This is a genomic window from Janibacter indicus (genome assembly GCF_900176385.1).
GTDB classification, from domain to species: domain Bacteria; phylum Actinomycetota; class Actinomycetes; order Actinomycetales; family Dermatophilaceae; genus Janibacter; species Janibacter indicus.
In genome coordinates, this window is the sequence record NZ_FWXN01000011.1 from 93,621 (window position 1) to 117,138 (window position 23,518).

Below are 23,518 nucleotides of genomic sequence, written 5' to 3' on the forward strand. Positions count from 1 at the left end.
GGTCAGCATCGGTCTGCCGTGCGGACCGCGCGGGCTCACCCGTCGACGGCGAGGGCGAAGGGGAGGACCTCCTGTGCTCCGGCCCGACGCAGGGCCCGAGCCGCCGTGGTCATCGTCCACCGGGAGTGGACGACGTCGTCGACGAGGAGGACCGGTCCGGTGAGGCCCTGAAGCTGGTGGGCGAGCTCGGGGTCGACGGTCAGCCGCTCCCACACCCCGGCGAGGCGGTAGGCGGAGTTGCCGCCCGGCTCGCCCACGGGTCCGCCGTCGACGGGGGTGAGCGCACCCAGCACCGGCAGCCGGCCGATCTGCCCGAGCTGATCGGCGAGCGAGGTGACGAGCGTCGGGCGAGACCGCGAGGGGACGACGACGATGCCGGCGGGGCGGGTCTGCCACCCCCACTCGGCGAGCACCCGGACGACGGCGCGGACCATCTGGTCCGGTACCGGCTGGTCCTCGGAGAGGAGCTCGCGCACCCGTGGGCCCCAGCCGAGGTCGGTGACGCGGGCCAGGGCACGTCCGACCGACATCGCCTCCTCGGCGGGGATGCGGCCCTTGACCGGGACACCGAGCCGGTCCATGCCGCTCGGCCACTGGGCGCGCGGGTCGAGGTCGACACCGGCCCGGTCGAGCGTGGAGCGGGCCGAACCGAGTGCGTCGTCGGCGACCTCGGCGTCGATCCACGGGCCGGCGCAGCGGTCGCAGCGGCCGCAGTCCCGTGCGCTCGCGTCGTCGAGGGTGCGCTGGAGGAAGGCCATCCGGCAGCCGGTGGTGTCGATGTAGTCGAGCATGTGCTGCTGCTCGGCCTCACGGGCGGCGGCGACCCGCTCGTAGCGCTCCGCGTCGTAGACCCACGGCTGGCCGGTGCCGATCCAGCCACCGCTCACCCGCTCGACCGCGCCGTCGACGTCGAGCACCTTGAGCAGCAGCTCCAGCCGCGTGCGCCGGATGTCGACGATCGTTTCGAGGGCGGCCGTCGACAGGGGACGGCCGGCCTCGGCGAGCGCGGTGATGACGGCCGCGGCCTGGTCCTCGCGGGGCATGGAGGAGGAGGCGAAGTAGGTCCAGATGGAGACGTCGTCGTGGCCGGGGAGCAGCACGACGTCGGCGCGCTCGGTGGCACGCCCGGCGCGCCCGACCTGCTGGTAGTAGGCGACGGGCGAGGACGGTGCACCGAGGTGGACGACGAAGCCGAGGTCGGGCTTGTCGAAGCCCATGCCGAGGGCGCTCGTCGCGACGAGTGCCTTGACCTCGTTGTGCCGCAGCGCCTCCTCCATCGACGCCCGCTCCTCCGCGTCGGACCGACCGGTGTAGGCGGCAACGCGGTGGCCAGCCGCCTGCAGCGCGGCGGCGACGTCCTCGGCGGCACTGACGGTGAGCGTGTAGATGATGCCGCTGCCCTCGAGCTCGCCCAGGTGGGTCGTCAGCCAGGCGAGGTGGTGGTCGGTGCCGGCACGCGGGAGGACGGCCAGGCGAAGGCTGTCGCGCGCGAGCGGTCCACGGACGGTGAGGACCTCGTCGTCGGTGCCGGCCGCCAGCTGCTCGGCGACGTCGTGGACGACGCGCTCGTTGGCCGTCGCGGTCGTCGCGAGCACCGGGGTGCCCTGCGGGAGCTCGCCCAGCAGGTCCTTGATCCGGCGGTAGTCGGGGCGGAAGTCATGGCCCCAGTCGCTGACGCAGTGCGCCTCGTCGACGACGAGCAGACCGCACCGCCGGGTGAGGTCGGGCAGCTGCTCGGCGCGGAACCGGGGGTTGTTGAGCCGCTCGGGGCTGACGAGCAGGACGTCGACCTCGTCGCGGGCGAGCCGGCCCCGGACCTCGTCCCACTCCTGGGCGTTGGCCGAGTTCATCGACACGGCGCGCACGCCGGCCCGCTCGGCGGCGGCGATCTGGTCGCGCATGAGCGCGAGCAGCGGCGAGACGATGAGTGCCGGGCCGGCTCCCTTCGCCCGCTGCAGGCGCGAGGCGACGAAGTAGACGGCCGACTTGCCCCACCCGGTGCGCTGGACGACGAGCACCCGCCGCCCACCCCCGACGAGGGCCTCGATCGCCTCGAGCTGTCCGTCGCGGAAGGTGACGTCGTCGCGGCCGACGAGCTGCCGCAGGACAGCGGTCGCGTCGTCGTGGAGGGAGCTGGTCTGTGTGGTCATCGTGGTCAACCGTAGGTCAGCCCACCGACCACGAGCCGGCCGCCGACGGAGGATGGGGATGACCGCGACGGTCGGTGGGAGGATGTGGACATGACGAGCAAGACCACCGAGCCGGCGGCCTTCACGGCCGAGATCGGCCTGCGCTGGGGCGACATGGACGCCTACGGCCACGTCAACAACGTCCAGTACCACCGCCTGCTCGAGGAGGCCCGCATCCGGGCCTTCGCCGAGTGGTTCCACTCCAGCGGGGGAGAGCGCATGCTGCGCTCGGGGGTGCTCCTTGCCCGGCAGGAGATCGAGTACCTCGAGCAGCTCGTCTACCGCCCGGAGCCGATCCTCATCGACATGTGGGTCACCTCGCTCGGTGGCGCCAGCTGGGACATGGGCTACACGATCCGCGACGAGGAGGTGGTCTGCGCGCGTGCCGAGTCCACGCTCGTCGCCTTCGACATCGCCGCGCAGAGCGCCCGCCGGCTCACCGACGAGGAGCGGGCCGCGCTCACCGCCCGGCAGGGCGGTCCGGTTCCGATGCGGCGCCGGCGATGACCCCCCTTCGCCTCGCCGACGCTGAGAGCGCCGCGGACCTCACGACCTATCTCACCCGGGCCAAGCGCCTGGACGAAGGGGGCGACGTGCGCCTGCAGGCAGTCGGCTCCGTGCTGGCCGCCTGGACCTGCGTGCTCCCGGGGCGTGGCCTGGGCAGCACCGGTCTCGTCCTCGGGCTGCGGACCTACGCCCTGGCCGAGGCGAGCTCGATGGACACGACGGTCCCGCTGTCGGCAGTGACCGACCGCCTCGCCCGCGGAGGCACCCAGATCGAGCAGCCGCCGGTGACCTCGCAGCCGACGTGGCGCGCCCTCACCCCGCCGCGATCCGGCTGGGAGCCGGTCGGCGTGGTCGCCGACGCCGAGCTGCTCGCCGCCGCCCGGGCCGGGATTGCCGAGGTCGCGGAGGGTGCCCCCGAGGGGTCCGGTGCTTCGGCCGTCGCCGACCTGCGCTCGCGGGTCTGGGGCCGCCCCACGTCGACCATCCCGCCGGTGCCGGCCGGGACGGCCTTCGGGCTGCACGCCCTGGGCTTCCTGCGACCCGACGCCGACGCCCGGGCCCAGATCCACACGGTGGGCCCGTGGACCCGGGTGGCGACGGACCGAGGCTTCGTCCTCGCTCGCTGATCCGTAGGGTGGGCCGCGTGGACGACCACCTCGCCGACCTCGACGACGCCGCGCTCGCGGCAACGCTGACCCGGGACGCGGCGCGGCTCGCCGCTCGCATGCGCGCCGAGGGGCTGCAGGCACAGCACAAGACGTCGATCTCCGACGTCGTCACGGCGGCCGACCACGCGGCCGAGGAGCTCGTCGCCGGCACGCTCGCCCGGTTGCGTCCCGACGACGGGATTGTCGGCGAGGAGGGTGCCGAGGCCGAGAGCCGCTCCGGTCGCACGTGGGTCATCGACCCCGTCGACGGGACCTACAACTTCCTCTCTGGCCTGGGCACCTGGTGCAGCGCCCTCGCCCTGCGCGACGGCAGCGGCCTCGTGCTCGGTGCCGTGCACCAGCCCGCGGTCGAGGAGGCCTGGATCGGGGGGCATGACCTGCCGACGACGCTCAACGACTCACCCGTCGGTGACCTCGCCGACCTGCCTCTGGCCGAGGTCGCGATGGCGACCTATCTCCACCCCGCGCGCCTGCCCGACGCCACCCTGCGCGAGCCCTGGCTGGCCGCGATCGAGGGTGCGGCCACGGTCCGGATGTTCGGCTCCGGCTCGTGCGACCTGGCCGCGGTCGCCGCGGGGCGCATCGGCGTGTGGGCCCAGCAGTCGGTGCCGGAGTGGGACTGGCTGCCCGGCGCGGCGCTCGTCACCGCGGCCGGCGGGCGGACCGAGCAGGTCGAGGTCCGCGGGCACGTCTGGAGCGTCGCCGGGCGCCCCACCGCCGTCGAGCAGGTCCTCGCCGCGCTTCAGTCCTGACCTACCGCGACGACGGGCGAAGGGGGTGACCCCGGTCCGCGAGCACGTCGCGCAGGGTGTCGATCCGGTCGGTGACGATGCCGTCGACGCCGAGGTCGAGCAGACGGTGCATCTCGTCGGCGTCGTCGATCGTCCACACGTGCACCTGCTTGCCCAGGCGGTGGGCGGTGGCGACGAGCCGGGGCACGACGACGCCGACGGTCGCCGGCCCGAGCCGGTGGGTCACCGGGATCTGCAGCGCCTGGGCAGGGGAGTGGACGAGCCGGGAGAGCGCCCCCGGGAGCAGTCGGAGCGAGGCGACGCCGACCGGGCCCGCAGACGTCGCGAGGTCCGGGCCGAGCGCGCGGCGCACCCGGCGCAGTCGCCCGTCGCTGAAGGACCCGATGCACACCCGGTCGATCGCGGCGTGCTGGCGGATCGCGGCGACGAGGGGCTCGACGGCCGGGTCGGCCTTGACGTCGATGTTGAAGCGGGCCTCGGGGAAGGTCTCGAAGAGTTCGTCCATGAGGGGCACAGCGTCGGTCCCGTGGATGCGTGCGCCCGCGACCGCCTCCCACGGCAGGCTCGCGATCGCTCCCTCGGCGTCGGTCACCCGGTCGAGCACCTCGTCGTGGAAGGCGACGAGCCGCCCGTCGGCGGTCGCGTGCACGTCCGTCTCGAGATAGCGGTAACCCATGTCGACCGCCTGGTGGAAGGCGTGGACGGTGTTCTCACGACCGAGGTTGGGCTCGTAGGTCGAGCCGCCGCGATGGGCGAGCGCCAGGGGAGTGGGGTGGTCGAAGTAGGGGTAGTCGCGCGCCGGCCTCACGCGCTCACCGTACGCGCCCGGCAGTGGCACGCGACGCAGTCCGGCCCGCCGGCTCGCACCGCCCCGAGCGGGAGCCTCCTCAGCGGAGGAAGGCGTCGATCCGCTCGCTGGTCGCGGACGTGATCGCTTCGTCGTAGCCGGGCAGCTCGGGGTCGGTGAAGAGGTGCCCCCGGCCGGGCGTCACGTGGTCCTCGAAGGGAGCACCGCTCGCCTCGACGGCCGCGCCCAGCCGGGGCACGTCGGCAGGCGAGATCCAGTGGTCGTCCTCATGGCGGTGGACCTGGACGGGCACGCCGGACCACTCGTAGCGCGGTGCGGCGACCGAGTGCAGCAGGATCGCGGCCCGGGCGCGCGGCCGGCGCGCCGCGAGGCGCTGGGCGAACCACGCCCCGAGCGAGAAGCCGGCGAGCACCGTCTCGGGTGGCAGCGTCGCCGCGAGCTCACGGACCGCCTCGAAGTACTCGGTGTGAGCGTCACGGTGCGCGATGCCCGGCGCCTCCTCGCCGAAGACGTGACCTTCGTAGTAGTCGGGCACGACGACCTCGTGACCGAGCTCGCGCAACCGGTCGGCGAAGGCGTGCACCCCCGGCCGCAGGCCGAGCGCGGAGTGGAGCAGCAGGACGTGGGCCATCAGCCCAGGTCCGCCCACACCGCGGTGTCCGTCGGCACCCGGCCGTCGGCCAGGTCGCCGGATGCGACGAGCAGCCGGGCACCCTCGGGCAGCGCCACCGGCTCGGTGCCGAGGTTGGCCACGACGAGTGTGCGGGTGCCGTCCGGCGAGGTCGCGACGTAGCCGACGACGTCGTCGGCCAGTCCCTCGACCTCGTCGAGACCGGCGAGCCCGAGCCGCCGCTCGCGGCGCAGCGCGAGCAGTCGTCGGTAGAGCTCGAGGGTCGAGCCCTCGACCCCCGTCTGCGCGTCGACGGCGAGGTCGGAGTAGGAGGGCGGCTGCGGCAGCCACGCGGCACCGGTGGGCGAGAAGCCCAGCGCGGGCGCCCCCTGCTCCCAGGCCATCGGCACCCGGCACCCGTCGCGACCGAGCTCGAGCCCCTCGGTCCGGGCGAAGGTCGGGTCCTGACGCACCTCGTCGGGCAGGGCGGTGTGCTCGGGCAGCCCGAGCTCCTCGCCCTGGTAGACGTAGGCCCCACCGGGCAGCGCGAGCATCAGGGTCGTCGCGGCACGGGCCCGGCGCAGCCCGAGCTCGGCGTCCGGCTGTGGGTCGTCGGCGCCGATGCCGTTGGGTCGCGGACGGTCGTCGGGCAGGCCGAAGCGACTGGCGTGGCGCAGCACGTCGTGGTTGCTCAGCACCCACGTCGACGGGGCGCCGACGGAGTCGTTGGCGGCCAGCGAGCGGCGCACGCCGGCACGCAGCGCCTCGGCGCGCCAGGGCGTCTCGAGGAAGTCGAAGTTGAAGGCTTGGTGGAACTCGTCCTCGCGCACGTAGCGGGCCAGTCGGTCGGCGGGGTTGACCCACGCCTCGGCGCACATGATGCGCACCGGCTCGCCGTAGGAGTCGAGCAGCTCGCGCCATGCGCGGTAGATCTCGTGGACGCCTTCTTGGTCCCAGTAGGGCGCCTCGTGGGTCACCTCCATCAGCCCACCCGGGTGCTTGCCGAAGGGAGGGAAGGTCGGGTCCTTGACCAGGCCGTGGGCGACGTCGACACGGAAGCCGTCGACGCCCCGGTCGAGCCAGAAGCGCAGCGTCGTCTCGAAGTCCTCGCGCACCTGCGGGTTGGTCCAGTTGAGGTCCGGCTGGCTCGGGTCGAAGAGGTGGAGGTACCACTGACCGGGCGTGCCGTCGGGCTCGGTGACGCGGGTCCAGGCGCCACCCCCGAAGTTGGCCAGCCAGTTGGTCGGCGGCTGCGACCCGTCATCGCCGAGACCGTCGCGGAAGACGTAGCGCTCGCGCTCGGGGCTGCCCGGCCCGGCGCCCAGCGCCGCCTGGAACCAGGCGTGGTCGGAGGAGGTGTGGTTGGGCACGAGGTCGACGACGACCCGCAGGCCGAGGTCGTGGGCCCGGGCGATCATCGCGTCGGCGTCGTCGAGGGTCCCGAAGAGCGGGTCGACGTCACGGTGGTCGGCGACGTCGTAGCCGGCGTCGCGCTGCGGCGAGCGGTAGAAGGGGGAGAGCCACACGGCATCGACGCCCAGGTCGCGCAGGTGCTCCAGCCGCGAGGTGATGCCCGGCAGGTCACCGACACCGTCGCCCGAGGCGTCGGCCCACGAGCGTGGGTACACCTGGTAGATGACGGCATCGCGCCACCACGGGGCGTCTGCCGGGTCCGGGTCGTGCAGCCCCACGGAGTGGTCGAAGGGGGTCGGTCCGGTCGTCACAGGCGCTGCCCCTCGTCGTCGGCGTTGATCATCATGTCCGCGGCCCGGGTGAAGTACTGGCGCATCGCGGCGTCGTGCGCCTCGGGCAGGTCGAGCGTGTCCATCGCGGCGAGCATGTGCCGCATCCACCGGTCGCGCATGTCGGGCGTCACGGCGTAGGGCACGTGGCGCATGCGTAGTCGCGGGTGCCCGCGCTGCTCGCTGTAGGTGTGCGGCCCACCGAAGTACTGCTCGAGGAACATCCGCAGCCGCACCTCGGCCGGGCCGAGGTCCTCCTCGGGGTACAGCGCCCGCAGCGGCTCGTCCTGCGCGACGCCCTCGTAGAAGGCACGCACGAGGCGCACGAAGGTCTCGTGCCCCCCGACCTGCTCGTAGAAGCTGTCTCCGGGCTGGGCGAACATGCCCGCCAGTCTGTCAGGCGTCGCCCCCGACCTTGCGGCGGGGACGCTTCCACAGCATCTCGACGAGCGGCCGGGTGTCGGCCTCGTCGCGGGCCGTGCTCTTCCTCGTCCCGGTGCGCCAGGAGTTGAGGATGTGGATCAGGCCGAGGGTCTCGCCCGTCGAGGCGCCGGAGGCGCCACCGACGACGGCACCGACCTGCAGGTTGCTACAGCCTCGGCACGCGGGCTTGCCGATCGTGGACCGGTGGACCTTGCCCTGGATGCGTCGACCGCACGAGTAGCACGTGGTCATGATCTCCCCCTTCGTCGTTGGTGACGACCCTACTCAGATCTGGTGCCCGCCACCGGACATCGGGATCGGGGGGCCTGCGATGCCCTCGCGGTCGAAGGTCTCCTTGACCCGACGCCGGATCTCGCGCTGGATGCCCCAGTTCTCGTCCGGGGCGCAGCGCGCGAGGACCCGCACGGTGACGGTGCCCCCGGTGATCGACTCGACGCCCAGCACCTGCAGGTCCTCGCGCAGCACCTCGTGCCAGTGCGGGTCGTCGTCGATCTGCTCGACGGTGGACCGGATGATCCCCAGGACCCGCTCGATGTCCTCGCGGTAGCTGAAGGGGATGTCGACCATGACCGTCGACCAGCCCTGGCTGCGGTTGCCGATCCGGATGATCTCGCCGTTGCGGACGTACCAGACGACCCCGTCGGGGTCGCGGAGTCGGGTGACCCTCAGGGTGACCTCCTCGACGGTGCCGACGGCCTCGCCGGTGTCGATGAGGTCGCCCACGCCGTACTGGTCCTCGAGGATCATGAAGATCCCGGAGAGGAAGTCCTTGACGAGGGCCTGCGCGCCGAAGCCGAGGGCGACGCCGCCGACACCGGCCGAGGCGAGCAGCGGCGCGAGCGGGATCCCGAGGAGCGACATCACGGTGAGCACGGTGATGACGGCGATGGCGAAGGTGGCGATGCTGCGCAGCAGCGAGCCCATCGTCAGCGTGCGCTGGCGATAGCGCTCCTTGGCCGCCGAGGCCGGGATCCCGCTGTTGCGCTCTCGCTTGGCCCGACTGGCCTCGCTGCGGACGATCGACGCGTCGACCGCCTTGGTGATCGCCCGGTGCGCGAGCCAGCGGGCGACGAAGCCGACGACGACCGCGACGAGGATCTGTAGGGGCGCACCGAGGACCCAGTCGAGGGTGGACTCCCAGGTGAGGTCGATGGCAAGCAGGCGGGGCACGTCGATCATCCGACGGAGTCTGCGTCACGCTCCTGAGCAGCAACTGCACGCGCCACCGTGTCACGGCTCTCCGCGACGGTGCGCCGCAGGCCGGCCGGCGCATCCGGGTGCTCGTCGAGCCAGGTCTGCGTCGTGGCGAGCAGCTCGGGCCCCGCCAGCGCCATCGGGTAGAAGCCGATGACGATGCCCTCGGCGATGGCGTGGGTGCGCTCGGCCCAGACCTGCTCCAGCACCTCGTGGTAGCGCTCGACGAAGGGGGTGAGCAGCGCCGTGTCGCCGGTGCGGCCGAAGCCGAGCGCGTGCGCGTCGACGACGGAGTTGGGCGTGTCGGTGGCGACGACGCCGGCCTGCCACGCGGCCTCCTTGGCCTCGGCCGTGGGGAGGCTCGCCGCGGCCCGGGCCGCGCGCTCGCGACCGGTGGCGGTGTTGTCCCCCTGGGCCTCCGTGGCCACGGCATCTGCGTCGGCGACCCCGGCCGCGGCCAGGCCGGTGAGCAGGGTCCACCGCATGTCGGTGTCGACCGCCAGGCCCTCGAGCGTGGTGCTGCCGTCGAGCAGGCCGGCGACCCACGTGGTGTCGTCGCCGGGGGCCAGGAGGTTGGCGTGGGCGGTGACGAGCTGCAGCTGGGCATCGCTGCCGGGGGTCGCCGCACGGGCCAGGTCGGCCAGGTGCGACACGACCTGCCGGCGCAGCTGCTCACGGTGGGCCGGGGCCGAGTAGGTGAGGATCGCGGTGCTCACCTGGCCCAGCAGGGTGCGCAGCAGGGTCGAGTCGGCCAGCCCGTCGAGGACCGGCAGGACGAGCTCGACGTAGTCGCGCGCCGGCATCTCGGCGTCACGGGTCATGTCCCAGGCGGAGGCCAGCGCCAGCGAGGCCGGCAGCGAGTCCTCGAAGGCGGTGGGGTTGGCCAGCAGGGTGGCGAGGGAGCGCTCGTCGAGCCGCAGCTTGGCGTAGGTCAGGTCGTCGTCGTTGAGCAGCAGCAGGTCGGGCTGGCGCTGACCGACGAGCTGGGGGAGCGGGGTGCGCTCGCCGTCGACGTCGACCTCGAAGCGCTCGCGACGCTGCAGGGTGCCGTCGACGAGGTCGTAGAGCCCCACGGCGAGACGGTGGGGGCGCAGCGTCTCGAAGCCCTCGGCGAAGGTCTGCTCGATGACCGCGTCGACGTAGTGCCCGCGGTCGTCGACCTCGACCAGCGGACGAAGGGTGTTGACGCCGGCCGTCTCGAGCCACAGCTTCGACCAGGACCGCAGATCGCGACCCGAGGTGGCCTCGAGCTCGTCGAGGAGGTCGTCGAGCGTGGTGTTGCCCCACGCGTGCTTGGCGAAGTAGGCGCGCAGCCCGTCGCGGAAGGGCTCACGCCCGACGTAGGCGACGAGCTGCTTGAGCACCGACGCGCCCTTGGCGTAGGTGATGCCGTCGAAGTTGACCTCGACGTCGGCGAGGTCGCGGATCGGGGCGACGATCGGGTGGGTCGAGCTCAGCTGGTCCTGGCGGTAGGCCCAGGCCTTCTCGTGGGTGCAGAAGGTCGTCCACGCGTCGGTCCACTCGGTGGCCTCGGCCTGGCAGGTCGTCGAGGCCCACTCGGCGAAGGACTCGTTGAGCCACAGGTCGTTCCACCAGCGCATCGTCACGAGGTTGCCGAACCACATGTGGGCGAGCTCGTGCAGCACGGTGAGGGCGCGGCGCTCGACGAGCGCGTCGGGCACCTTGGAGCGGAAGACGTACATCTCGTGGAAAGTCACGCAGCCCGCATTTTCCATCGCGCCCATGTTGTACTCCGGCGTGAAGACTTGGTCGTACTTGGTGAAGGGGTAGGCGCGGTCGAACTCCTCCTCGAAGAAGGCGAAGCCCGCCTTGGTGAGGGCGAAGAGGTTGTCGGCGTCGAGGTACTGGGTGAGCGACTTGCGGCAGAAGATGCCCAGAGGCACCTCCTTGTCGCGCGAGGTGAGCGAGTCGCGCACGACGTCGTAGGGGCCGGCGACGAGCGCGGTGATGTAGCTGCTCATCCGCTCGGTCGGGGCGAAGGCCCAGGTCGCCGCGCCCTTCTGACCCTCGACGGGCGTCGGCTCGGGGGTCGGCGAGTTGCCGATGACCTGCCAGTGCGACGGCGCGGTGACGGTCAGGGTGAAGCTCGCCTTGAGGTCCGGCTGCTCGAAGACCGGGTACATGCGGCGGCTGTCGGGCACCTCGAACTGCGTGTAGAGGTAGACCTCGCCGTCGACCGGGTCGACGAAGCGGTGCAGGCCCTCACCGGTGTTCATGTAGCGACCGGTCGCCGCGATCGTCACGACGTTGTCCTCGGCGAGGTCGTCGAGACGGATGCGGTGGTCGGCGTAGACGACGGCGGGGTCGAGCGCGGTGCCGTTGAGCTCCACGGACTCCACGGACTCCCCGATGAAGTCGACGAAGGTGGCGGCGCCCCCCTTCGCCGCGAAGCGGATCGTGCTGGTCGTGGCGAAGGTCGTCTCGGAGGTCGTCAGGTCGAGGGTGATGTCGTGCGTGTCGACGGTGACGACGGCCGCCCGGTCGGCGGCCTCCTCACGGGTGAGGTTCTTCCCGGGCACGTGCTGCTCCTTCGCATCGAGGCTTTTTCCTCATGCTGTCACAGCCGCACCGGCCGGTCTGAGACGATGGCGCCATGACGCAGACCGTGGAGATGTGGTTCGACCCGCTGTGCCCCTGGGCCTGGATGACGAGCCGATGGCTCATGGAGGTCGAGCAGGTGCGTGACCTCGAGGTCACCTGGTCGCAGATGAGCCTGTCGGTCCTCAACGAAGGGCGTGACCTCCCCGACGAGTACCGCGAGATGATGGACCGTGGCTGGGCCCCGGTCCGGGTCATCGCCGCCGCCCGCAAGGCACACGGCGACGAGGTGACCAAGCCGCTCTACGACGCCATCGGCACCCGTCTGCACCTCGGCGGCGAGCGCGACTTCGTCGCCGCCACCGCCGCCGCGCTCGCCGAGGTCGGCCTGCCGGCCGAGCTCATCGAGGCCGCCGACACCGACGAGCACGACGCCTTCCTGCGCGAGAGCCACGAGCGCGCCATCGCCCTCGTCGGCGACGACGTCGGTACCCCGGTGATCTCCGTGGAGGACACCGCCTTCTTCGGCCCGGTCGTCTCCCCGGCACCCAAGGGCGAGGCTGCCGGCCGCCTCTGGGACGGCTGCGTCCTCGTCGCGGGCACCGACGGCTTCTTCGAGCTCAAGCGCTCGCGCACCCGCGACCCGATCTTCGACTGAGAGGCACTTCCTTGCGCGTCCACATCGGCGGCGACCACGCCGCCTTCGAGCTCCACCAGGAGCTGCTGACCTTCCTCGCCGACGAGGGTCACGAGGTCACCGACCACGGCCCCTTCGAGTACGACGCCCTCGACGACTACCCGGTCTTCGTCATCCGTGCCGCGCAGGCCGTGGCCGCCGACCCGGGCAGTCGCGGCATCGTCCTCGGTGGCTCCGGCAACGGCGAGCAGATGGCGGCCAACAAGGTCGCCGGCATCCGAGCAGCCCTGTGCTACGACGCCGAGCTGGCCCGGCTGGCCCGCGAGCACAACGACGCCCAGGTGCTGTCGATGGGTGGGCGCATGCAGTCCGTCGACGAGTCCAAGGAGATGGTCCGGGTCTTCCTCGGCACCGACTTCTCCGGCGAGGAGAGGCACCAGCGCCGCATCGACATGGTGAGCGCCTTCGAGGCCGACGGCACGGTCCCGCCGCTGCCCTGATGTCCTCCTCCCCATAGCACCAGAGACCCGTCGCACGGTGTGTGCGGCGGGTCTCTGATCGGTTACGACCCTTCCCACAGAGGCGAATCCCCGCTTAAGGTGCGGGCAACGGTCCCGGACGGGGCCGTGACGAACGACCGGGGAGAGCACGTTTGTCCGCCATACTGCCCAGCCGGACCCTGTGGTCCGAGCGACGCCAGCCGACCTGGGCCCTGTCGTCACTGCGCGGGACCCCCCTCCTGGTCGCCGTCGTCGCCCTGCTGGCGCTCGTCCTCGCGGCCCACCTGGTCTGGCCGCAGTCGGTTCCCCTCGTCGCGCTCGTCCCCCCGTGCCTCCTCGCGAGCACGCTGTGCCCGATCCGCGAGGTCCGCATCGTCTTCGGCCTCGTCCTCGCCGTCGTCCTGTGGTCGCTCGTCATGTCCGACGAAGGGATGGCCCGTCACCTCCCGCTGCTCGTCTCGCTCGGCCTGATGTACGCCATCGCCGCGTCCCGCTCCAGCCACGGTGCCGCGGCCTTCGCCGGCGACCGGATGCTCGGCGACCTCCGCTCACGGCTGCACGGCATGGGTGCCATTCCCACGCTCCCGCGCGGCTGGCACGCCGAGCGGTCCTTCGCCACCGCCCACGGCAGCGCCTTCGCCGGCGACTTCAACGTCTCGACGACCAGCCGCTGCGGCAACACCCTCGAGATGGTGCTCGTCGACGTCAGCGGCAAGGGACAGGAGGCCGGGACCCGCGCGCTCGTCCTCGCCGGAGCGCTCGGCGGCGTCATCGGCGGCACGGCCCCGCAGGACGTGCTGCCCATGGCCAACGAGTTCGTCGAGCGCGACGGCTGGGACGAGGGCTTCGCGACCGCGGTCCACGTCCACCTCGACCTCGTGACCGGCGAGGCCCTCGTCCACTCCGCGGGTCACCCGCCGGCCATGCACTACGACGCCGGGTGCGGCCGCTGGCGCGCCCTCGACGACCAGCGCGGCCCGGCCCTCGGGCTCCTGCCGGGCGCCAGCTACCCCTCGTCGCGCACGGTCCTCCAGCGGGGCGATGCCCTGCTCGTCTACACCGACGGCATCATCGAGTCCCGGGTGCGCGACCTCGACGACGGCATCGACTGGATGCTCGGCCAGGCCGAGGCCCGTGTCTCGCAGGGTTTCTCGGGCCTGGCCAAGCGGCTCGTCGCCGGTGGTCGGGCCGGGGTCGAGGACGACCGCGCGGCCGTCCTCCTCTGGCGCGACTGACCCCCTTCGTTTGTCGAGCGGTCGGGGCCGGGTGCCATCGCGCCGTATCCTTGCGGCCGTGACCTCCGAGCCCGATCCGCACAAGCTGCCCCTGACGGACACCCCGCGCACCGCGGACGGCCGGTATCGGGCGACGGTGCGCACCTTCACCCCACGCTGGCGGATGTCGCCGCGGGTCGAGGAGCTCATGGAGCGGCTCCTGCCGCGCTACGCGGTCCCGAGCGGGCCCCTGGACCCGTCGGCGGTCTTCGGCCGTGACGTGCCCGTCGTGCTCGAGGTCGGGTCGGGCTACGGCGAGGCGGCGGTGGCCTATGCCCGGGAGCACCCCGAGCACGGGATCATCGCGGCCGAGGTCCACGTGCCCGGCGTGGCGACCCTGATGGAGAAGGCCGAGCGGGAGGGCCTGGACAACCTGCGCACCTTCCGCGGGGACGCCCTCGAGTACCTCGTCGAGTGCGTCGGCCGCGGTCAGCTCGAGGCCGTGCACCTCTTCTTCCCCGACCCGTGGCCCAAGGCCCGCCACGCCAAGCGACGCTTCGTCCAGCAGGACACCCTCGACCTGGTCCTCGAGCGCCTGCGCCCGGGCGGTCACCTGCTCGTGGCGACCGACCACGCGGCCTATGCGGAGCACGTGCGCGAGCAGCTCGCCCAGCACCCCCGGGTGGCCGTCGTCGAGGGGGAGCGCCCCGCGTGGCGCCCGTCCGCGGGCTTCGAGGACAAGGGTCGCGCCGCCGGCCGGGCGATCCACGAGTTCCGGGTCACCGAGCGAGGCTGACCCGACGGTCGGGCCGACGAGGGCCCGACCGCGTCACCAGGTGTGGGCGACGTCGATGACCAGGCGCGACCGGTCTCCGGGCCCGTCGAGCTCGGTGACCTTGAAGGGCAGGCGGGCCCGCGTGCCGATGCCCATCGTGGACTGGCCCTCCCAGCTGCCGCCCCAGGCCACCTGGCGGAGAGTGCGGTAGCCCGTGGTGTCAACCAGCTCCTTGCGGTTGGCCGGCGAGTAGGTCGGGTCGAAGTCGTCGTCGTAGGCCGGCGTGCGGACGACGACCTGCAGCTTGGCGCCTCCGCGCAGCGGGATGACCGTGCCGCTGCCGTCCTCGGAGAAGGTCGGGACGTAGCGGACGTCGTAGGAGAGCGAGTGGCGCGGCCGGTCGACGTCGACGACGAGCCGGTCGAAGCACGCGTGCCGCCCGGAGCGGACGTCGGTGAGCGTGCCGAGGCTGTAGTGCCGGTCGTTGGCCTTGGCCAGCGACCCCCACGGGGTGCTGCAGGCGGTGCTGCCCGAGGTGGCCGGTGCAGCCGCCGGGGCGGTGAGCAGGAGTGCCGCGGCGGCCGCGGTCAGGCCGACCCCGATCCGCACGCTGGTGGTCGTCGTCATGATGGTGTTCCCCCCTTGGGTCCGACGGGGGCGTCGTTGCCCCGCGTCGTGAGCACAGACGTGCGAAGGGGGCGGAAGGTTGCCTCGGAGGGCAATGGAGCGGGCGACGGGAATCGAACCCGCGTAGCCAGTTTGGAAGACTGGGGCTCTACCATTGAGCTACGCCCGCGCGCTCGCCCTCGAGTCGGCCTGCGGCGCAACGCGTGGAAGAGCAGGGTTAGCCTAGTGCCCGCTCGCGCCCCGATCACAATCGGGGCCGCGCGGGGTATGGCGCAGCTTGGTAGCGCGTCCGCTTTGGGAGCGGAAGGCCGTCGGTTCGAATCCGGCTACCCCGACCACCTGTCACGCTCCGACGAGCAGCCGCACGCGGACGAGGTCGAGGACCTCGTCGAGCGCCTCCCTCGTCGGCTCGCCCTCGCGATCGACCAGGTGCGTCGTGAGGACCGAGTGCGGGGCGCCGAAGCCGTCGGGGTTGGCGGCCGCGTCCGGCAGCTCGATCGCGACGAAGGCATCGCCCAGCCGGCGCCGCAGCGTCGCGAAGCGCGTGCCCGGCGAGAGCCGGTCGCCCTCGAAGCGCACTCCGAGCACCTGCAGCCCTGCGGCACAACGCTGCTCGACGACCGCCAGGTCCGCCTCGCTGATGTCCGTGGTCTCCCTTCGCCTGCGGCCGAGGGGGAGCGAGGGCTGGGAGAGCACCGGGGCGAGGACGCTCTCGTCGGTGGCCATGGCCAGGGCGAAGCCGCCGGTCAGGCACATGCCCACGGCACCGACCCCCGGGCCACCGCAGCGGGCGTGCTCCGCCCGGGCGAGGGCGCGCAGCCACGGGATGACCGGTGAGGTGCGCCCGAGCGCGAAGAGAGAGAACTCCCGGCTGATGCACACCTGCGCCGCCGTGCGGAGGGCACCGGCCGCGACGCGCCGGGAGGACCCCGCGAGGGCGTCCCGGCCGGGGACCCCGAAGAGGACGGGCAGCACGACGGTGCAGCCCAGGTCGCGCACCCGTCGGGCGAAGCCCGCGACCTGCGGGGTGATGCCGGGGAACTCGGCGATGACGACGACTGCCGGCCCGGTGCCCGAGCGCAGCACCGGGTGGTCGGTGCCGTCGTGGCGGAAGGACGTGCGCGTGAAGTCCTCGAGCCCGTCGTCGGCCATGGTCAGAACTGCTGGTAGCCGGGGGTGCTGGGGCCGGTCGAGCCGCTGAGGGCCGCGACGAGCCCGGAGCGGCCGCCCTCGCGGTCGAGGCTGCGCTCGAGCCGGGTCGCCACGCGGCGGCTGGGCCACACGTGCCAAGCCATGCAGAGCAAGGACCAGAAGGCGCCGATGAGGTACGGCCACGCCGACCCGGTCGAGAAGGCCCACGCGAGGGCGAGGATCGCCGGGGCCTCGGTGATCGCGAAGCGCAGGATCGTCGTCTGCTGGAGGGCCTCGAGACCGGTCCTGAGGGCCGACTCCGGGTCGGCGTCGGGGCGGACCGCCTCGGTCCGGTAGCCGACGACCTCGGCGACGACGAAGGCGAGGACGTTGATCCCGAAGAGCGCCGCCGCCTCGACGGGCGAGGTGTACTCGCCCGTCCCGAGGGCGACGACGGCCACGACCGCGAAGATCACGAGACCCCCGATGAGCGCGCCCGAGAGGATGCGTACGGCCTGCAGGCGCTGCTGGATGGTCGCCTGATCGTTGGTCATGGGCCCAACGTAGCGGCGCATTCGGCCTGCGGGCGGCCAACGGATAGAGTGGCTGCTTGTGTCCCGGACCTCCGGGACGGTGCGTGCGCGCCCGAGGGCCGTCCAGCGGACCCGACAGCTTGCGCCGCAACCCCCTTCGTCGTCCAGATCGTGTGGAGTGCCCCCAGTGAAGAGTGCCGTCGAGAACCTCAGCCCGACCCGGGTCAAGCTGACCGTCGAGGTCCCGAGCGAGGAGCTCCAGCCGCACGTCGACGCGGCCCTGAAGTCCATCGGGAGCCAGATCCAGGTCCCCGGCTTCCGCGCCGGCAAGGTCCCGGCCCGCATCATCGAGCAGCGCGTCGGCAAGGGCGCGGTCATCCAGGAGGCGGTCAACGAGGCCCTGCCCGAGTTCTTCGGCAAGGCCGTCGACGAGACCGGTGTCGAGCCGATCGGCCAGCCCGAGGTCGACATCACCGAGGTGCCGATGACCGACGGCGAGGAGCTGAAGTTCACCGTCGAGGTCGACGTGCGCCCCGAGGTCACCCTGCCCGACTACGACGGTGTCGAGATCTCCGTCGACAACCTCGAGGTCACCGACGAGGACGTCGAGGCCAAGCTCACCGAGCTGCGCGAGCGCTTCGGCACCCTCGTGGGCGTCGACCGCCCCGCCGCCACCGGCGACTTCGTCTCCATCGACCTCAAGGCCACCATCGACGGCGAGGACGTCGACGCGGTCGAGGGCGTTTCCTACGAGATCGGCTCCGGCAACATGCTCGAGGGCCTCGACGACGCGCTCGTCGGCATGTCCACGGGCGAGACCAAGGACTTCTCCGCTCCCCTCGCCGGTGGCGACAAGGCCGGCCAGTCCGCCGACTGCACCGTGACCGTCCAGTCGGTCAAGGAGCGCGAGCTGCCCGAGGTCGACGACGACTTCGCCCAGATGGCCAGCGAGTTCGACACCGCCGAGGAGCTGCGCGCCGACCTGGCCAAGCAGGCCGAGCAGTCCAAGAAGTTCGAGCAGGGCATCCAGGCCCGCGACAAGGTCCTCGACCACCTGCTGTCCAACACCGAGATCCCGCTGCCCGAGGGCATCATCGAGGCCGAGGTCAACCAGCACCTCGAGCAGGAGGGTCGCCTCGAGGACGACGAGCACCGCGCCGAGGTCGACGAGTCGACCCGCTCGACGCTCAAGACGCAGTTCCTGCTCGACGCCCTGGCCAAGGCCGAGGAGATCGAGGTCGGCCAGCCCGAGCTCGTCGAGTACCTCATCATGCAGTCGCAGCAGTACGGCATGGACCCCAACCAGTTCGCCCAGCTGCTCGACCAGCAGGGTCAGGTCGAGTCCATGGTCTCCGAGGTCGCCCGCCGCAAGGCGCTGGCCGCGGCCCTCGACAAGGCCAAGATCGTCGACGCCGACGGCAATGCCATCAACCTCGACGACATCGTCCCCGAGGGCGAGCGCACCGGTGACGTCGAGGAGCTCGCCGACGACGAGGCCGAGACCGTCGAGGCCGAGGGCACCGACGAGCAGGCCTGAGCCTCCAGCACCCCGACGAAGGGGGGTCCCCGCCACGGCGCGGTGACCCCCCTTCGTCCTGTCCCGAAAGGGGAGACCCGATGACGACCGGCGCCCGCAATGCCGTGCTCGCGACGTTTGCGGTCAACGGGCTCGGCTTCGCCTCGTGGGCCTCGCGGATCCCGGCGATCCGCGCCCAGCTCGACCTGACGCCCGGCGAGCTCGGCCGCACGCTCCTCGTGGGCGCGCTCGGGTCCGTCCTCGCGCTGCCTTTCGCCGGCCGTGTCATCACGGGCGTCGGCGCCGCACGCACCGTGGCCATCGGTGTCATCGTCGTGGCGGCGGGTCTGCTCGGCCTGGGCGCGGCCGTCGACGTCCTCGCCGACGTGTGGGCCACCGCCGCCGCGATCTTCGTCATCGCCGTCGGGATCTCCCTGTGGGACGTCGCGATGAACCACGAGGGCGCCGCGGTCGAGCAGCGACTCGCCCGCACGGTCATGCCGGTCTTCCACGCCTGCTTCTCCGGCGGGACCGTCCTCGGGGCGCTCGCCGCCGCCGGCCTGGTGCGCCTGGGCGTGCCCGTCCTCGGTCACCTCGCCGGCGCGGCGCTCGTCGTGCTGCTCGTCGGGCTGTGGGTGCCCCGACGGTTCCTGCCCCGCGGGCTCGAGGTGGCCGAGGGCGACGGGAGCGTCGCCGACCGGCCCGCCAGCGCCTGGCGCGAGCCGCGCACCCTGGCCATCGGTCTCGTCGTCCTCGTCGCGGCCCTCACCGAGGGCACCGCCAACGACTGGATCGCGCTCGCGGTCACCGAGGGGCACGACCAGCCCGAGGAGATCGGGGTGCTCGCCTTCGCGACCTTCCTCGCCGCGATGACCGCCGGTCGCCTCCTCGGGGCCCGGCTGCTGGACCGCCACGGCCGGGTGCCGGTGCTGCGGGTGCTCTTCGGCCTGGCCGCGGTGGGCTCGCTGCTCGTCGTCCTCGGCGACACCCTGGCGGCCTTCGTCGGCGTCGTGCTGTGGGGCGTGGGAGCCAGCCTGGGCTTCCCGACGGGCATGAGCGCGGCGGCCGACGACCCGCAGCGGGCCGCGGCCCGCCTGTCCGTGGTCTCGACGATCGGCTACCTCGCCTTCATCGTCGGGCCGCCGCTGCTGGGACTCCTCGGCGACCACGTCGGCGTGCTCCGCTCGCTGCTCCTCGTCGGCCTGCTCGCCGTGCCGGCGGTCCTGGCCGTGCCCGCCGTGCGAGAGCGCGGTGCCTCCCGGAGCCGACCGCGGACGGCCCCGCCGACCTGAATCCGCATTACCTTAGGGTGATGCGGACATTGAACGCGTGTTCAACCGCCCGTCACGAGGAGGACGCATGACCGACGGCACCTTCGTCTCGCCGTACCCCGTCGAGGACCCGCAGGCCTTGGCCGAGCTCGAGCGGGCGCAGGGCGATCTCGCCCGCGCGGTGGGCCGGCTCGTCGACGCGACCGTGCGCACCCGCCACGAGGGGCCGGTGCTCGACGAGGTGACCGCCCGGGTCGACACGCTCGTCGACCGGCTGCTCGAGCAGGCGCAGGAGGGTCCTCTCGGCATCGAGACGAGCAGCGACGGCCGCCTGCGCGACCATGCCAACCCGATGCTCGGGATGCGCAACCCCATCGCCCCACCCCTGGTCATGACCGACGACGAAGGGGGAGTGACGTGCACCTTTTCGCTCGGAGCCGCCTACGAGGGGCCGCCCGGGTGCGTCCACGGCGGCCTCGTGGCGGCGGTCCTCGACCAGGTCCTCGGGACGGCGGCGGCCCGGCGCGGGGTCCCGGGCCTCACGGCCTACCTCAACACGACCTACCGGCGCCCCACGCTGCTCGGGACCGACCTCGTCTGCCGCGGCCGCATCGACCGGGTCGACGGGTGGAAGATCTTCGCCAGCGGCGAGATCGTCGACCCGCAGGGCGAGGTGACCGCCGAGGCCGAGGCGCTCTTCATCGTCCCCCGATGGGCCCGGGAGCACCTCGGTACCCCGACCGGTGACGCCGGCGACTTCGCCCCGCCGGCCGGGGAGACGGGGGACTCGCCCACGCCGTAGCGTGGGGCGACATGAGCGAGTTCGACCCGCCCGCCGACCAGCCCGAGGCCCTCGAGGTCGAGGAGGACGGCGCACCCAACTTCGCCCAGGTCTTCTTCCCGGCGCGACCCAAGGCGCTGCGGCCGCGGGCCCGCCTTCGCCCCCAGGGGGCACCCTCGGCCGCGCAGGTGCGCTCGGGCGAGCCGCTCGGGTCCAACCCGGTCTACGTCGACTGGCTGCGCGGGCAGTCGATGCTCCAGGACGCGAAGGAGATCGCCGCGCAGTTCACCGGTCTCGGGTCGATGTGGCAGAACCCCTTCGCCCAGCCGGACCCGCGGGCGGCCGTGCAGACCGCGTCCGTGTGGTTCACCGCCTACCCGATCTCGATGATCACCCGGCCGGGCACCTCCTTCCTCGCCTCCCTCGCCGACCCGCGGCTGTGGCAGACCTTCCAGCAGATCGGCATCCACGCCCTGCACACCGGGCCGGTCAAGCGGGCCGGTGGGCTCTCGGGGTGGAGCCCCACGCCGAGCGTCGACGGGCACTTCGACCGGGTGGCCACGCACATCGACGAGCTCTTCGGCAGCGAGGACGACTACCGCGAAATGTGCCGGGTCGCCGCCGGCCACGAGGGCACCGTCATCGACGACATCGTCCCCGGGCACACGGGCAAGGGCGCCGACTTCCGGCTCGCCGAGCTGGGGGTCGACGACTACCCGGGGATCTACCACATGGTCGCGATCCCGCCGGAGGAGTGGCACCTGCTGCCCGACGTGCCCGAGGGGCGTGACTCGGTCAACCTCGACGAGGCGGCCGAGGCGGCCCTGGCCGACGCGGGACACATCGTCGGCGAGATGCAGCGGGTGATCTTCCACGTGCCGGGCCTCAAGGACACCAACTGGTCGGTCACCGCCCCCGTCACCGGGCCCGACGGAGTGACCCGACGCTGGGTCTACCTGCACTACTTCAAGGAGGGGCAGCCCTCGATCAACTGGCTCGACCCCACCTTCGCCGGCATGCGTCTGGTCATCGGCGACGCGCTGCACAGCCTCGGCGACCTCGGCTCCGGAGGGCTGAGGCTGGACGCCAACGGCTTCCTCGGGGTCGAGAAGACGCTCGACGTCGGGCCGGCGTGGTCCGAGGGGCACCCGCTGTCGCAGGCGGCCAACCAGCTCATCGGGTCGATGGTGCGCAAGGTCGGCGGCTTCACCTTCCAGGAGCTCAACCTGTCGATCGAGGACATCCGCGACACCGCGGCGGGTGGGGCCGACCTGTCCTACGACTTCGTCAACCGGCCCGCCTACCACCACGCCCTGGCCACCGGTGACACCGAGTTCCTGCGGCTGACGCTGCGCGAGGCGCACGATCTCGGGGTCGACGCCGCTGGTCTGGTCCATGCCCTGCAGAACCACGACGAGATGACCTACGAGCTCGTCCACTTCGCCAGCCGGCACCGCGAGGACACCTACGACTTCCGGGGCGAGGAGGTCACCGGCGAGGACCTCGCCGCGACGGTCCGGCAGGAGCTGACCGATGCCCTGACCGGGGAGGCGGCGCCCTACAACCTCGTCTTCACGACCAACGGCATCGCGTCGACGACCGCCTCGGTCATCACCGCAGCGCTGGGTCTGCGCGACCTCGACGCGCTCACCGACGACGACGTCGAGCGAGTGACGCGGGCCCACCTGCTGCTCGCGATGTTCAACGCCCTGCAGCCCGGGGTCTTCGCCCTGTCGGGGTGGGACCTCGTCGGCGCGCTGCCGATCCCGCCCGAGGAGATCGAGCCGCTGCTGCGCGAGGGGGACACCCGCTGGGTCCACCGCCCGGCCTACGACCTGCTCGACGTCGCCCCCGAGGCGAACGGGTCCGCCTCCGGCATGCCGCGGGCACGGGCGCTCTACGGTCCGATCGACGCGCAGCTGGCGGACACGCGCTCCTTCGTCTCCCGGCTCAAGGACCTGCTGCACCTGCGCGGCTACTTCGCCATCGCGACGACCCGCCAGGTCGACGTGCCCGATGTCGCCCACCGCTCGATGCTCGTCATGGTCCACGAGTACGAGCAGGTTCCCGGGCAGCTGCAGGTGACCGTGCTCAACTTCTCCGGTGACCCCATCAGCGGCACCGTCATCAGCGAGCACCTCGAGCCCGGCGCACGGCTGATGGACATGGGCGACGGCTCGGCCGTCGGTGAGGTCGACCAGCTCCACGGCTTCCACGTCGAGCTCGACGGGTTTGCCGGCCTCTCGCTCCTGGTGACGCCGCCGAAGGGGTGAGCACCCCCCTTCGTCATGGTGTTGCGCTCAGGGCGAACACGTGCCGAGGGCGGGAAACATGCGCGGGGAGCGGGCGTTAGGGTCAGTGAAAGTCGTGAACACGAGAGCAACCGCCGACACGGCGGAGAAGCGAGTGAGCGTGAGCAACAGCAGCGAGATCGTCGCAGCCGGCCCGCAGGGCGGGATGGGTCTCGACGACCACATCTACCAGCGCCTCCTCAAGGAGCGCATCATCTTCCTCGGGTCCGATGTGCGTGACGACAACGCCAACGCCATCGCCGCCCAGATGCTGCTCCTCGCGGCCGAGGACCCCGAAAAGGACATCTGGCTCTACATCAACAGCCCCGGTGGCTCGATCTCGGCCGGCATGGCGATCTTCGACACCATGAAGTGGATCCCCAACGACGTGGCGACCGTCGCCATGGGGCTGGCCGCCTCGATGGGCCAGTTCCTGCTCTCGGCGGGGACCAAGGGCAAGCGCTACGCGACCCCCCACGCCCGCGTCATGATGCACCAGCCCTCGGGCGGCATCGGCGGTACCGCCTCGGACATCAAGATCCAGGCCGAGCAGATGCTCTTCGTCAAGACGCAGATGGCCGAGCTCATCGCCGAGCACACCGGCCAGACCGTGGAGCAGATCCACCGGGACTCCGACCGCGACCGCTGGTTCGGCGCCCAGGAGGCCAAGGAGTACGGCTTCGTCGACCACGTCTTCGAGCGCTCCGACCAGGCCGGTCAGGGCAACAACCCCGTCAGCGACTGAGCCCCGACCCGCGAGCCTTCCAGG

At 72.3% G+C, this 23,518-nt stretch carries 23 protein-coding genes and 2 tRNA genes; 13 read left to right on the plus strand and 12 right to left on the minus strand.

What is annotated here, in order from left to right; genetic code table 11:
- Positions 1 to 35 precede the first annotated feature (35 nt).
- Positions 36 to 2,150, minus strand: a complete 2,115-nt coding sequence (locus tag B9B60_RS13875) for a RecQ family ATP-dependent DNA helicase (protein WP_084452280.1) — start codon at positions 2,148 to 2,150, stop codon at positions 36 to 38.
- 90 nt (positions 2,151 to 2,240) lie between these two features.
- Between B9B60_RS13875 and B9B60_RS13880 the strand changes: the two genes are divergently transcribed.
- Genes B9B60_RS13880 through B9B60_RS13890 form a run of 3 tightly spaced genes read left to right on the plus strand, consistent with a single transcriptional unit; the run spans position 2,241 to position 4,116 of the window.
- A complete protein-coding gene (locus B9B60_RS13880; protein ID WP_084452282.1) occupies positions 2,241 to 2,696 on the plus strand; it encodes an acyl-CoA thioesterase in 456 nt (151 codons plus the stop codon).
- On the plus strand, positions 2,693 to 3,322 hold the full coding sequence (locus B9B60_RS13885) for a DUF8185 domain-containing protein (RefSeq protein WP_084452284.1): 630 nt from the start codon (positions 2,693 to 2,695) through the stop codon (positions 3,320 to 3,322). The genes B9B60_RS13880 and B9B60_RS13885 overlap by 4 nt, the downstream gene beginning before the upstream one ends.
- A gap of 17 nt (positions 3,323 to 3,339) precedes the next feature.
- Entirely contained in the window at positions 3,340 to 4,116 is a 777-nt protein-coding gene (locus B9B60_RS13890; protein WP_084452286.1) for an inositol monophosphatase family protein, read from the plus strand.
- A gap of 1 nt (position 4,117) precedes the next feature.
- On the opposite strand, the gene B9B60_RS13895 is transcribed toward B9B60_RS13890, so the two are convergent.
- From B9B60_RS13895 to pepN, 7 genes are all read right to left on the minus strand, one after another.
- The gene (locus B9B60_RS13895) at positions 4,118 to 4,924 is read right to left on the minus strand and encodes a glycerophosphodiester phosphodiesterase family protein (protein ID WP_084452288.1); all 807 of its coding nucleotides are present in this window, start codon (positions 4,922 to 4,924) and stop codon (positions 4,118 to 4,120) included.
- A gap of 79 nt (positions 4,925 to 5,003) precedes the next feature.
- Positions 5,004 to 5,555 carry a dienelactone hydrolase family protein gene (locus B9B60_RS13900; RefSeq protein WP_084452290.1) on the minus strand — a complete coding sequence of 184 codons (552 nt, stop codon included), beginning with the start codon at positions 5,553 to 5,555 and terminating at the stop codon, positions 5,004 to 5,006.
- On the minus strand, positions 5,555 to 7,258 hold the full coding sequence (locus B9B60_RS13905; protein ID WP_084452293.1) for a glycoside hydrolase family 13 protein: 1,704 nt from the start codon (positions 7,256 to 7,258) through the stop codon (positions 5,555 to 5,557). The genes B9B60_RS13900 and B9B60_RS13905 overlap by 1 nt, the downstream gene beginning before the upstream one ends.
- Positions 7,255 to 7,659, minus strand: coding sequence for a globin (locus B9B60_RS13910; RefSeq protein WP_072625049.1), 405 nt, complete (start codon positions 7,657 to 7,659; stop codon positions 7,255 to 7,257). Before B9B60_RS13910 ends, B9B60_RS13905 begins: the two co-directional genes overlap by 4 nt.
- A gap of 13 nt (positions 7,660 to 7,672) precedes the next feature.
- Positions 7,673 to 7,951 carry a hypothetical protein gene (locus B9B60_RS13915; protein WP_084452295.1) on the minus strand — a complete coding sequence of 93 codons (279 nt, stop codon included), beginning with the start codon at positions 7,949 to 7,951 and terminating at the stop codon, positions 7,673 to 7,675.
- 33 nt (positions 7,952 to 7,984) lie between these two features.
- The gene (locus tag B9B60_RS13920) at positions 7,985 to 8,899 is read right to left on the minus strand and encodes a mechanosensitive ion channel family protein (protein WP_072625047.1); all 915 of its coding nucleotides are present in this window, start codon (positions 8,897 to 8,899) and stop codon (positions 7,985 to 7,987) included.
- Positions 8,896 to 11,454: an aminopeptidase N gene (gene pepN / locus B9B60_RS13925; protein ID WP_084452297.1), complete on the minus strand. Its 2,559-nt coding sequence runs from the start codon at positions 11,452 to 11,454 to the stop codon at positions 8,896 to 8,898. The genes B9B60_RS13920 and pepN overlap by 4 nt, the downstream gene beginning before the upstream one ends.
- Positions 11,455 to 11,528: 74 nt before the next feature.
- Here pepN and B9B60_RS13930 point away from each other — a divergent pair, with 74 nt between their 5' ends.
- The 4 genes from B9B60_RS13930 (at position 11,529) to trmB (ending at position 14,620) form a co-directional block, all read left to right on the plus strand.
- Positions 11,529 to 12,131 carry a mycothiol-dependent nitroreductase Rv2466c family protein gene (locus B9B60_RS13930; RefSeq protein ID WP_084452299.1) on the plus strand — a complete coding sequence of 201 codons (603 nt, stop codon included), beginning with the start codon at positions 11,529 to 11,531 and terminating at the stop codon, positions 12,129 to 12,131.
- An 11-nt stretch (positions 12,132 to 12,142) separates the two neighbouring features.
- Complete coding sequence (locus tag B9B60_RS13935; protein ID WP_084452301.1) at positions 12,143 to 12,610, plus strand: ribose-5-phosphate isomerase; 468 nt, start codon at positions 12,143 to 12,145, stop codon at positions 12,608 to 12,610.
- A gap of 152 nt (positions 12,611 to 12,762) precedes the next feature.
- The gene (locus B9B60_RS13940; protein WP_083546122.1) at positions 12,763 to 13,845 is read left to right on the plus strand and encodes a PP2C family protein-serine/threonine phosphatase; all 1,083 of its coding nucleotides are present in this window, start codon (positions 12,763 to 12,765) and stop codon (positions 13,843 to 13,845) included.
- A 58-nt stretch (positions 13,846 to 13,903) separates the two neighbouring features.
- Positions 13,904 to 14,620, plus strand: coding sequence for a tRNA (guanosine(46)-N7)-methyltransferase TrmB (gene trmB, locus B9B60_RS13945; RefSeq protein ID WP_084452303.1), 717 nt, complete (start codon positions 13,904 to 13,906; stop codon positions 14,618 to 14,620).
- 33 nt (positions 14,621 to 14,653) lie between these two features.
- On the opposite strand, the gene B9B60_RS13950 is transcribed toward trmB, so the two are convergent.
- Both B9B60_RS13950 and B9B60_RS13955 read right to left on the minus strand, forming a co-directional pair.
- Complete coding sequence (locus B9B60_RS13950; protein ID WP_143445595.1) at positions 14,654 to 15,226, minus strand: AMIN-like domain-containing (lipo)protein; 573 nt, start codon at positions 15,224 to 15,226, stop codon at positions 14,654 to 14,656.
- A gap of 95 nt (positions 15,227 to 15,321) precedes the next feature.
- Positions 15,322 to 15,395: transfer RNA gene (locus B9B60_RS13955), tRNA-Gly, on the minus strand.
- Positions 15,396 to 15,487: 92 nt separating this feature from the next.
- Here B9B60_RS13955 and B9B60_RS13960 point away from each other — a divergent pair.
- Positions 15,488 to 15,564 (plus strand) — tRNA-Pro (locus B9B60_RS13960).
- A gap of 4 nt (positions 15,565 to 15,568) precedes the next feature.
- Here B9B60_RS13960 and B9B60_RS13965 read toward each other — a convergent pair.
- Both B9B60_RS13965 and B9B60_RS13970 read right to left on the minus strand, forming a co-directional pair.
- A complete protein-coding gene (locus B9B60_RS13965) occupies positions 15,569 to 16,378 on the minus strand; it encodes a dienelactone hydrolase family protein (RefSeq protein WP_084452305.1) in 810 nt (269 codons plus the stop codon).
- A 2-nt stretch (positions 16,379 to 16,380) separates the two neighbouring features.
- Positions 16,381 to 16,911, minus strand: coding sequence for a hypothetical protein (locus B9B60_RS13970; protein ID WP_084452307.1), 531 nt, complete (start codon positions 16,909 to 16,911; stop codon positions 16,381 to 16,383).
- A gap of 166 nt (positions 16,912 to 17,077) precedes the next feature.
- Between B9B60_RS13970 and tig the strand changes: the two genes are divergently transcribed.
- The 5 genes from tig (at position 17,078) to B9B60_RS13995 (ending at position 23,494) form a co-directional block, all read left to right on the plus strand.
- Complete coding sequence (tig, locus tag B9B60_RS13975) at positions 17,078 to 18,427, plus strand: trigger factor (protein ID WP_084452309.1); 1,350 nt, start codon at positions 17,078 to 17,080, stop codon at positions 18,425 to 18,427.
- 80 nt (positions 18,428 to 18,507) lie between these two features.
- Entirely contained in the window at positions 18,508 to 19,698 is a 1,191-nt protein-coding gene (locus B9B60_RS13980; protein ID WP_084452311.1) for an MFS transporter, read from the plus strand.
- Between the two features lie 67 nt (positions 19,699 to 19,765).
- Entirely contained in the window at positions 19,766 to 20,479 is a 714-nt protein-coding gene (locus B9B60_RS13985; RefSeq protein ID WP_084452313.1) for a PaaI family thioesterase, read from the plus strand.
- An 11-nt stretch (positions 20,480 to 20,490) separates the two neighbouring features.
- A complete protein-coding gene (treS, locus tag B9B60_RS13990; protein WP_084452315.1) occupies positions 20,491 to 22,731 on the plus strand; it encodes a maltose alpha-D-glucosyltransferase in 2,241 nt (746 codons plus the stop codon).
- 184 nt (positions 22,732 to 22,915) lie between these two features.
- Positions 22,916 to 23,494: an ATP-dependent Clp protease proteolytic subunit gene (locus B9B60_RS13995; protein WP_084452390.1), complete on the plus strand. Its 579-nt coding sequence runs from the start codon at positions 22,916 to 22,918 to the stop codon at positions 23,492 to 23,494.
- Positions 23,495 to 23,518 lie beyond the last annotated feature (24 nt).

Excerpts from the sequence above, each read along its gene's own strand:
- B9B60_RS13995 (WP_084452390.1), top strand. The coding sequence starts at position 22,916 with ATGGGTCTCGACGACCACATCTACCAGCGCCTCCTCAAGGAGCGCATC.
- B9B60_RS13980 (WP_084452311.1), top strand. The coding sequence starts at position 18,508 with ATGACGACCGGCGCCCGCAATGCCGTGCTCGCGACGTTTGCGGTCAAC.
- treS (WP_084452315.1), top strand. The coding sequence starts at position 20,491 with ATGAGCGAGTTCGACCCGCCCGCCGACCAGCCCGAGGCCCTCGAGGTC.
- B9B60_RS13985 (WP_084452313.1), top strand. The coding sequence starts at position 19,766 with ATGACCGACGGCACCTTCGTCTCGCCGTACCCCGTCGAGGACCCGCAG.
- B9B60_RS13875 (WP_084452280.1), bottom strand. The coding sequence starts at position 2,150 with ATGACCACACAGACCAGCTCCCTCCACGACGACGCGACCGCTGTCCTG.
- B9B60_RS13900 (WP_084452290.1), bottom strand. The coding sequence starts at position 5,555 with ATGGCCCACGTCCTGCTGCTCCACTCCGCGCTCGGCCTGCGGCCGGGG.
- B9B60_RS13885 (WP_084452284.1), top strand. The coding sequence starts at position 2,693 with ATGACCCCCCTTCGCCTCGCCGACGCTGAGAGCGCCGCGGACCTCACG.
- B9B60_RS13965 (WP_084452305.1), bottom strand. The coding sequence starts at position 16,378 with ATGGCCGACGACGGGCTCGAGGACTTCACGCGCACGTCCTTCCGCCAC.
- B9B60_RS13910 (WP_072625049.1), bottom strand. The coding sequence starts at position 7,659 with ATGTTCGCCCAGCCCGGAGACAGCTTCTACGAGCAGGTCGGGGGGCAC.
- B9B60_RS13920 (WP_072625047.1), bottom strand. The coding sequence starts at position 8,899 with ATGATCGACGTGCCCCGCCTGCTTGCCATCGACCTCACCTGGGAGTCC.
- B9B60_RS13950 (WP_143445595.1), bottom strand. The coding sequence starts at position 15,226 with ATGACGACGACCACCAGCGTGCGGATCGGGGTCGGCCTGACCGCGGCC.
- B9B60_RS13930 (WP_084452299.1), top strand. The coding sequence starts at position 11,529 with ATGACGCAGACCGTGGAGATGTGGTTCGACCCGCTGTGCCCCTGGGCC.
- B9B60_RS13915 (WP_084452295.1), bottom strand. The coding sequence starts at position 7,951 with ATGACCACGTGCTACTCGTGCGGTCGACGCATCCAGGGCAAGGTCCAC.
- B9B60_RS13880 (WP_084452282.1), top strand. The coding sequence starts at position 2,241 with ATGACGAGCAAGACCACCGAGCCGGCGGCCTTCACGGCCGAGATCGGC.
- B9B60_RS13970 (WP_084452307.1), bottom strand. The coding sequence starts at position 16,911 with ATGACCAACGATCAGGCGACCATCCAGCAGCGCCTGCAGGCCGTACGC.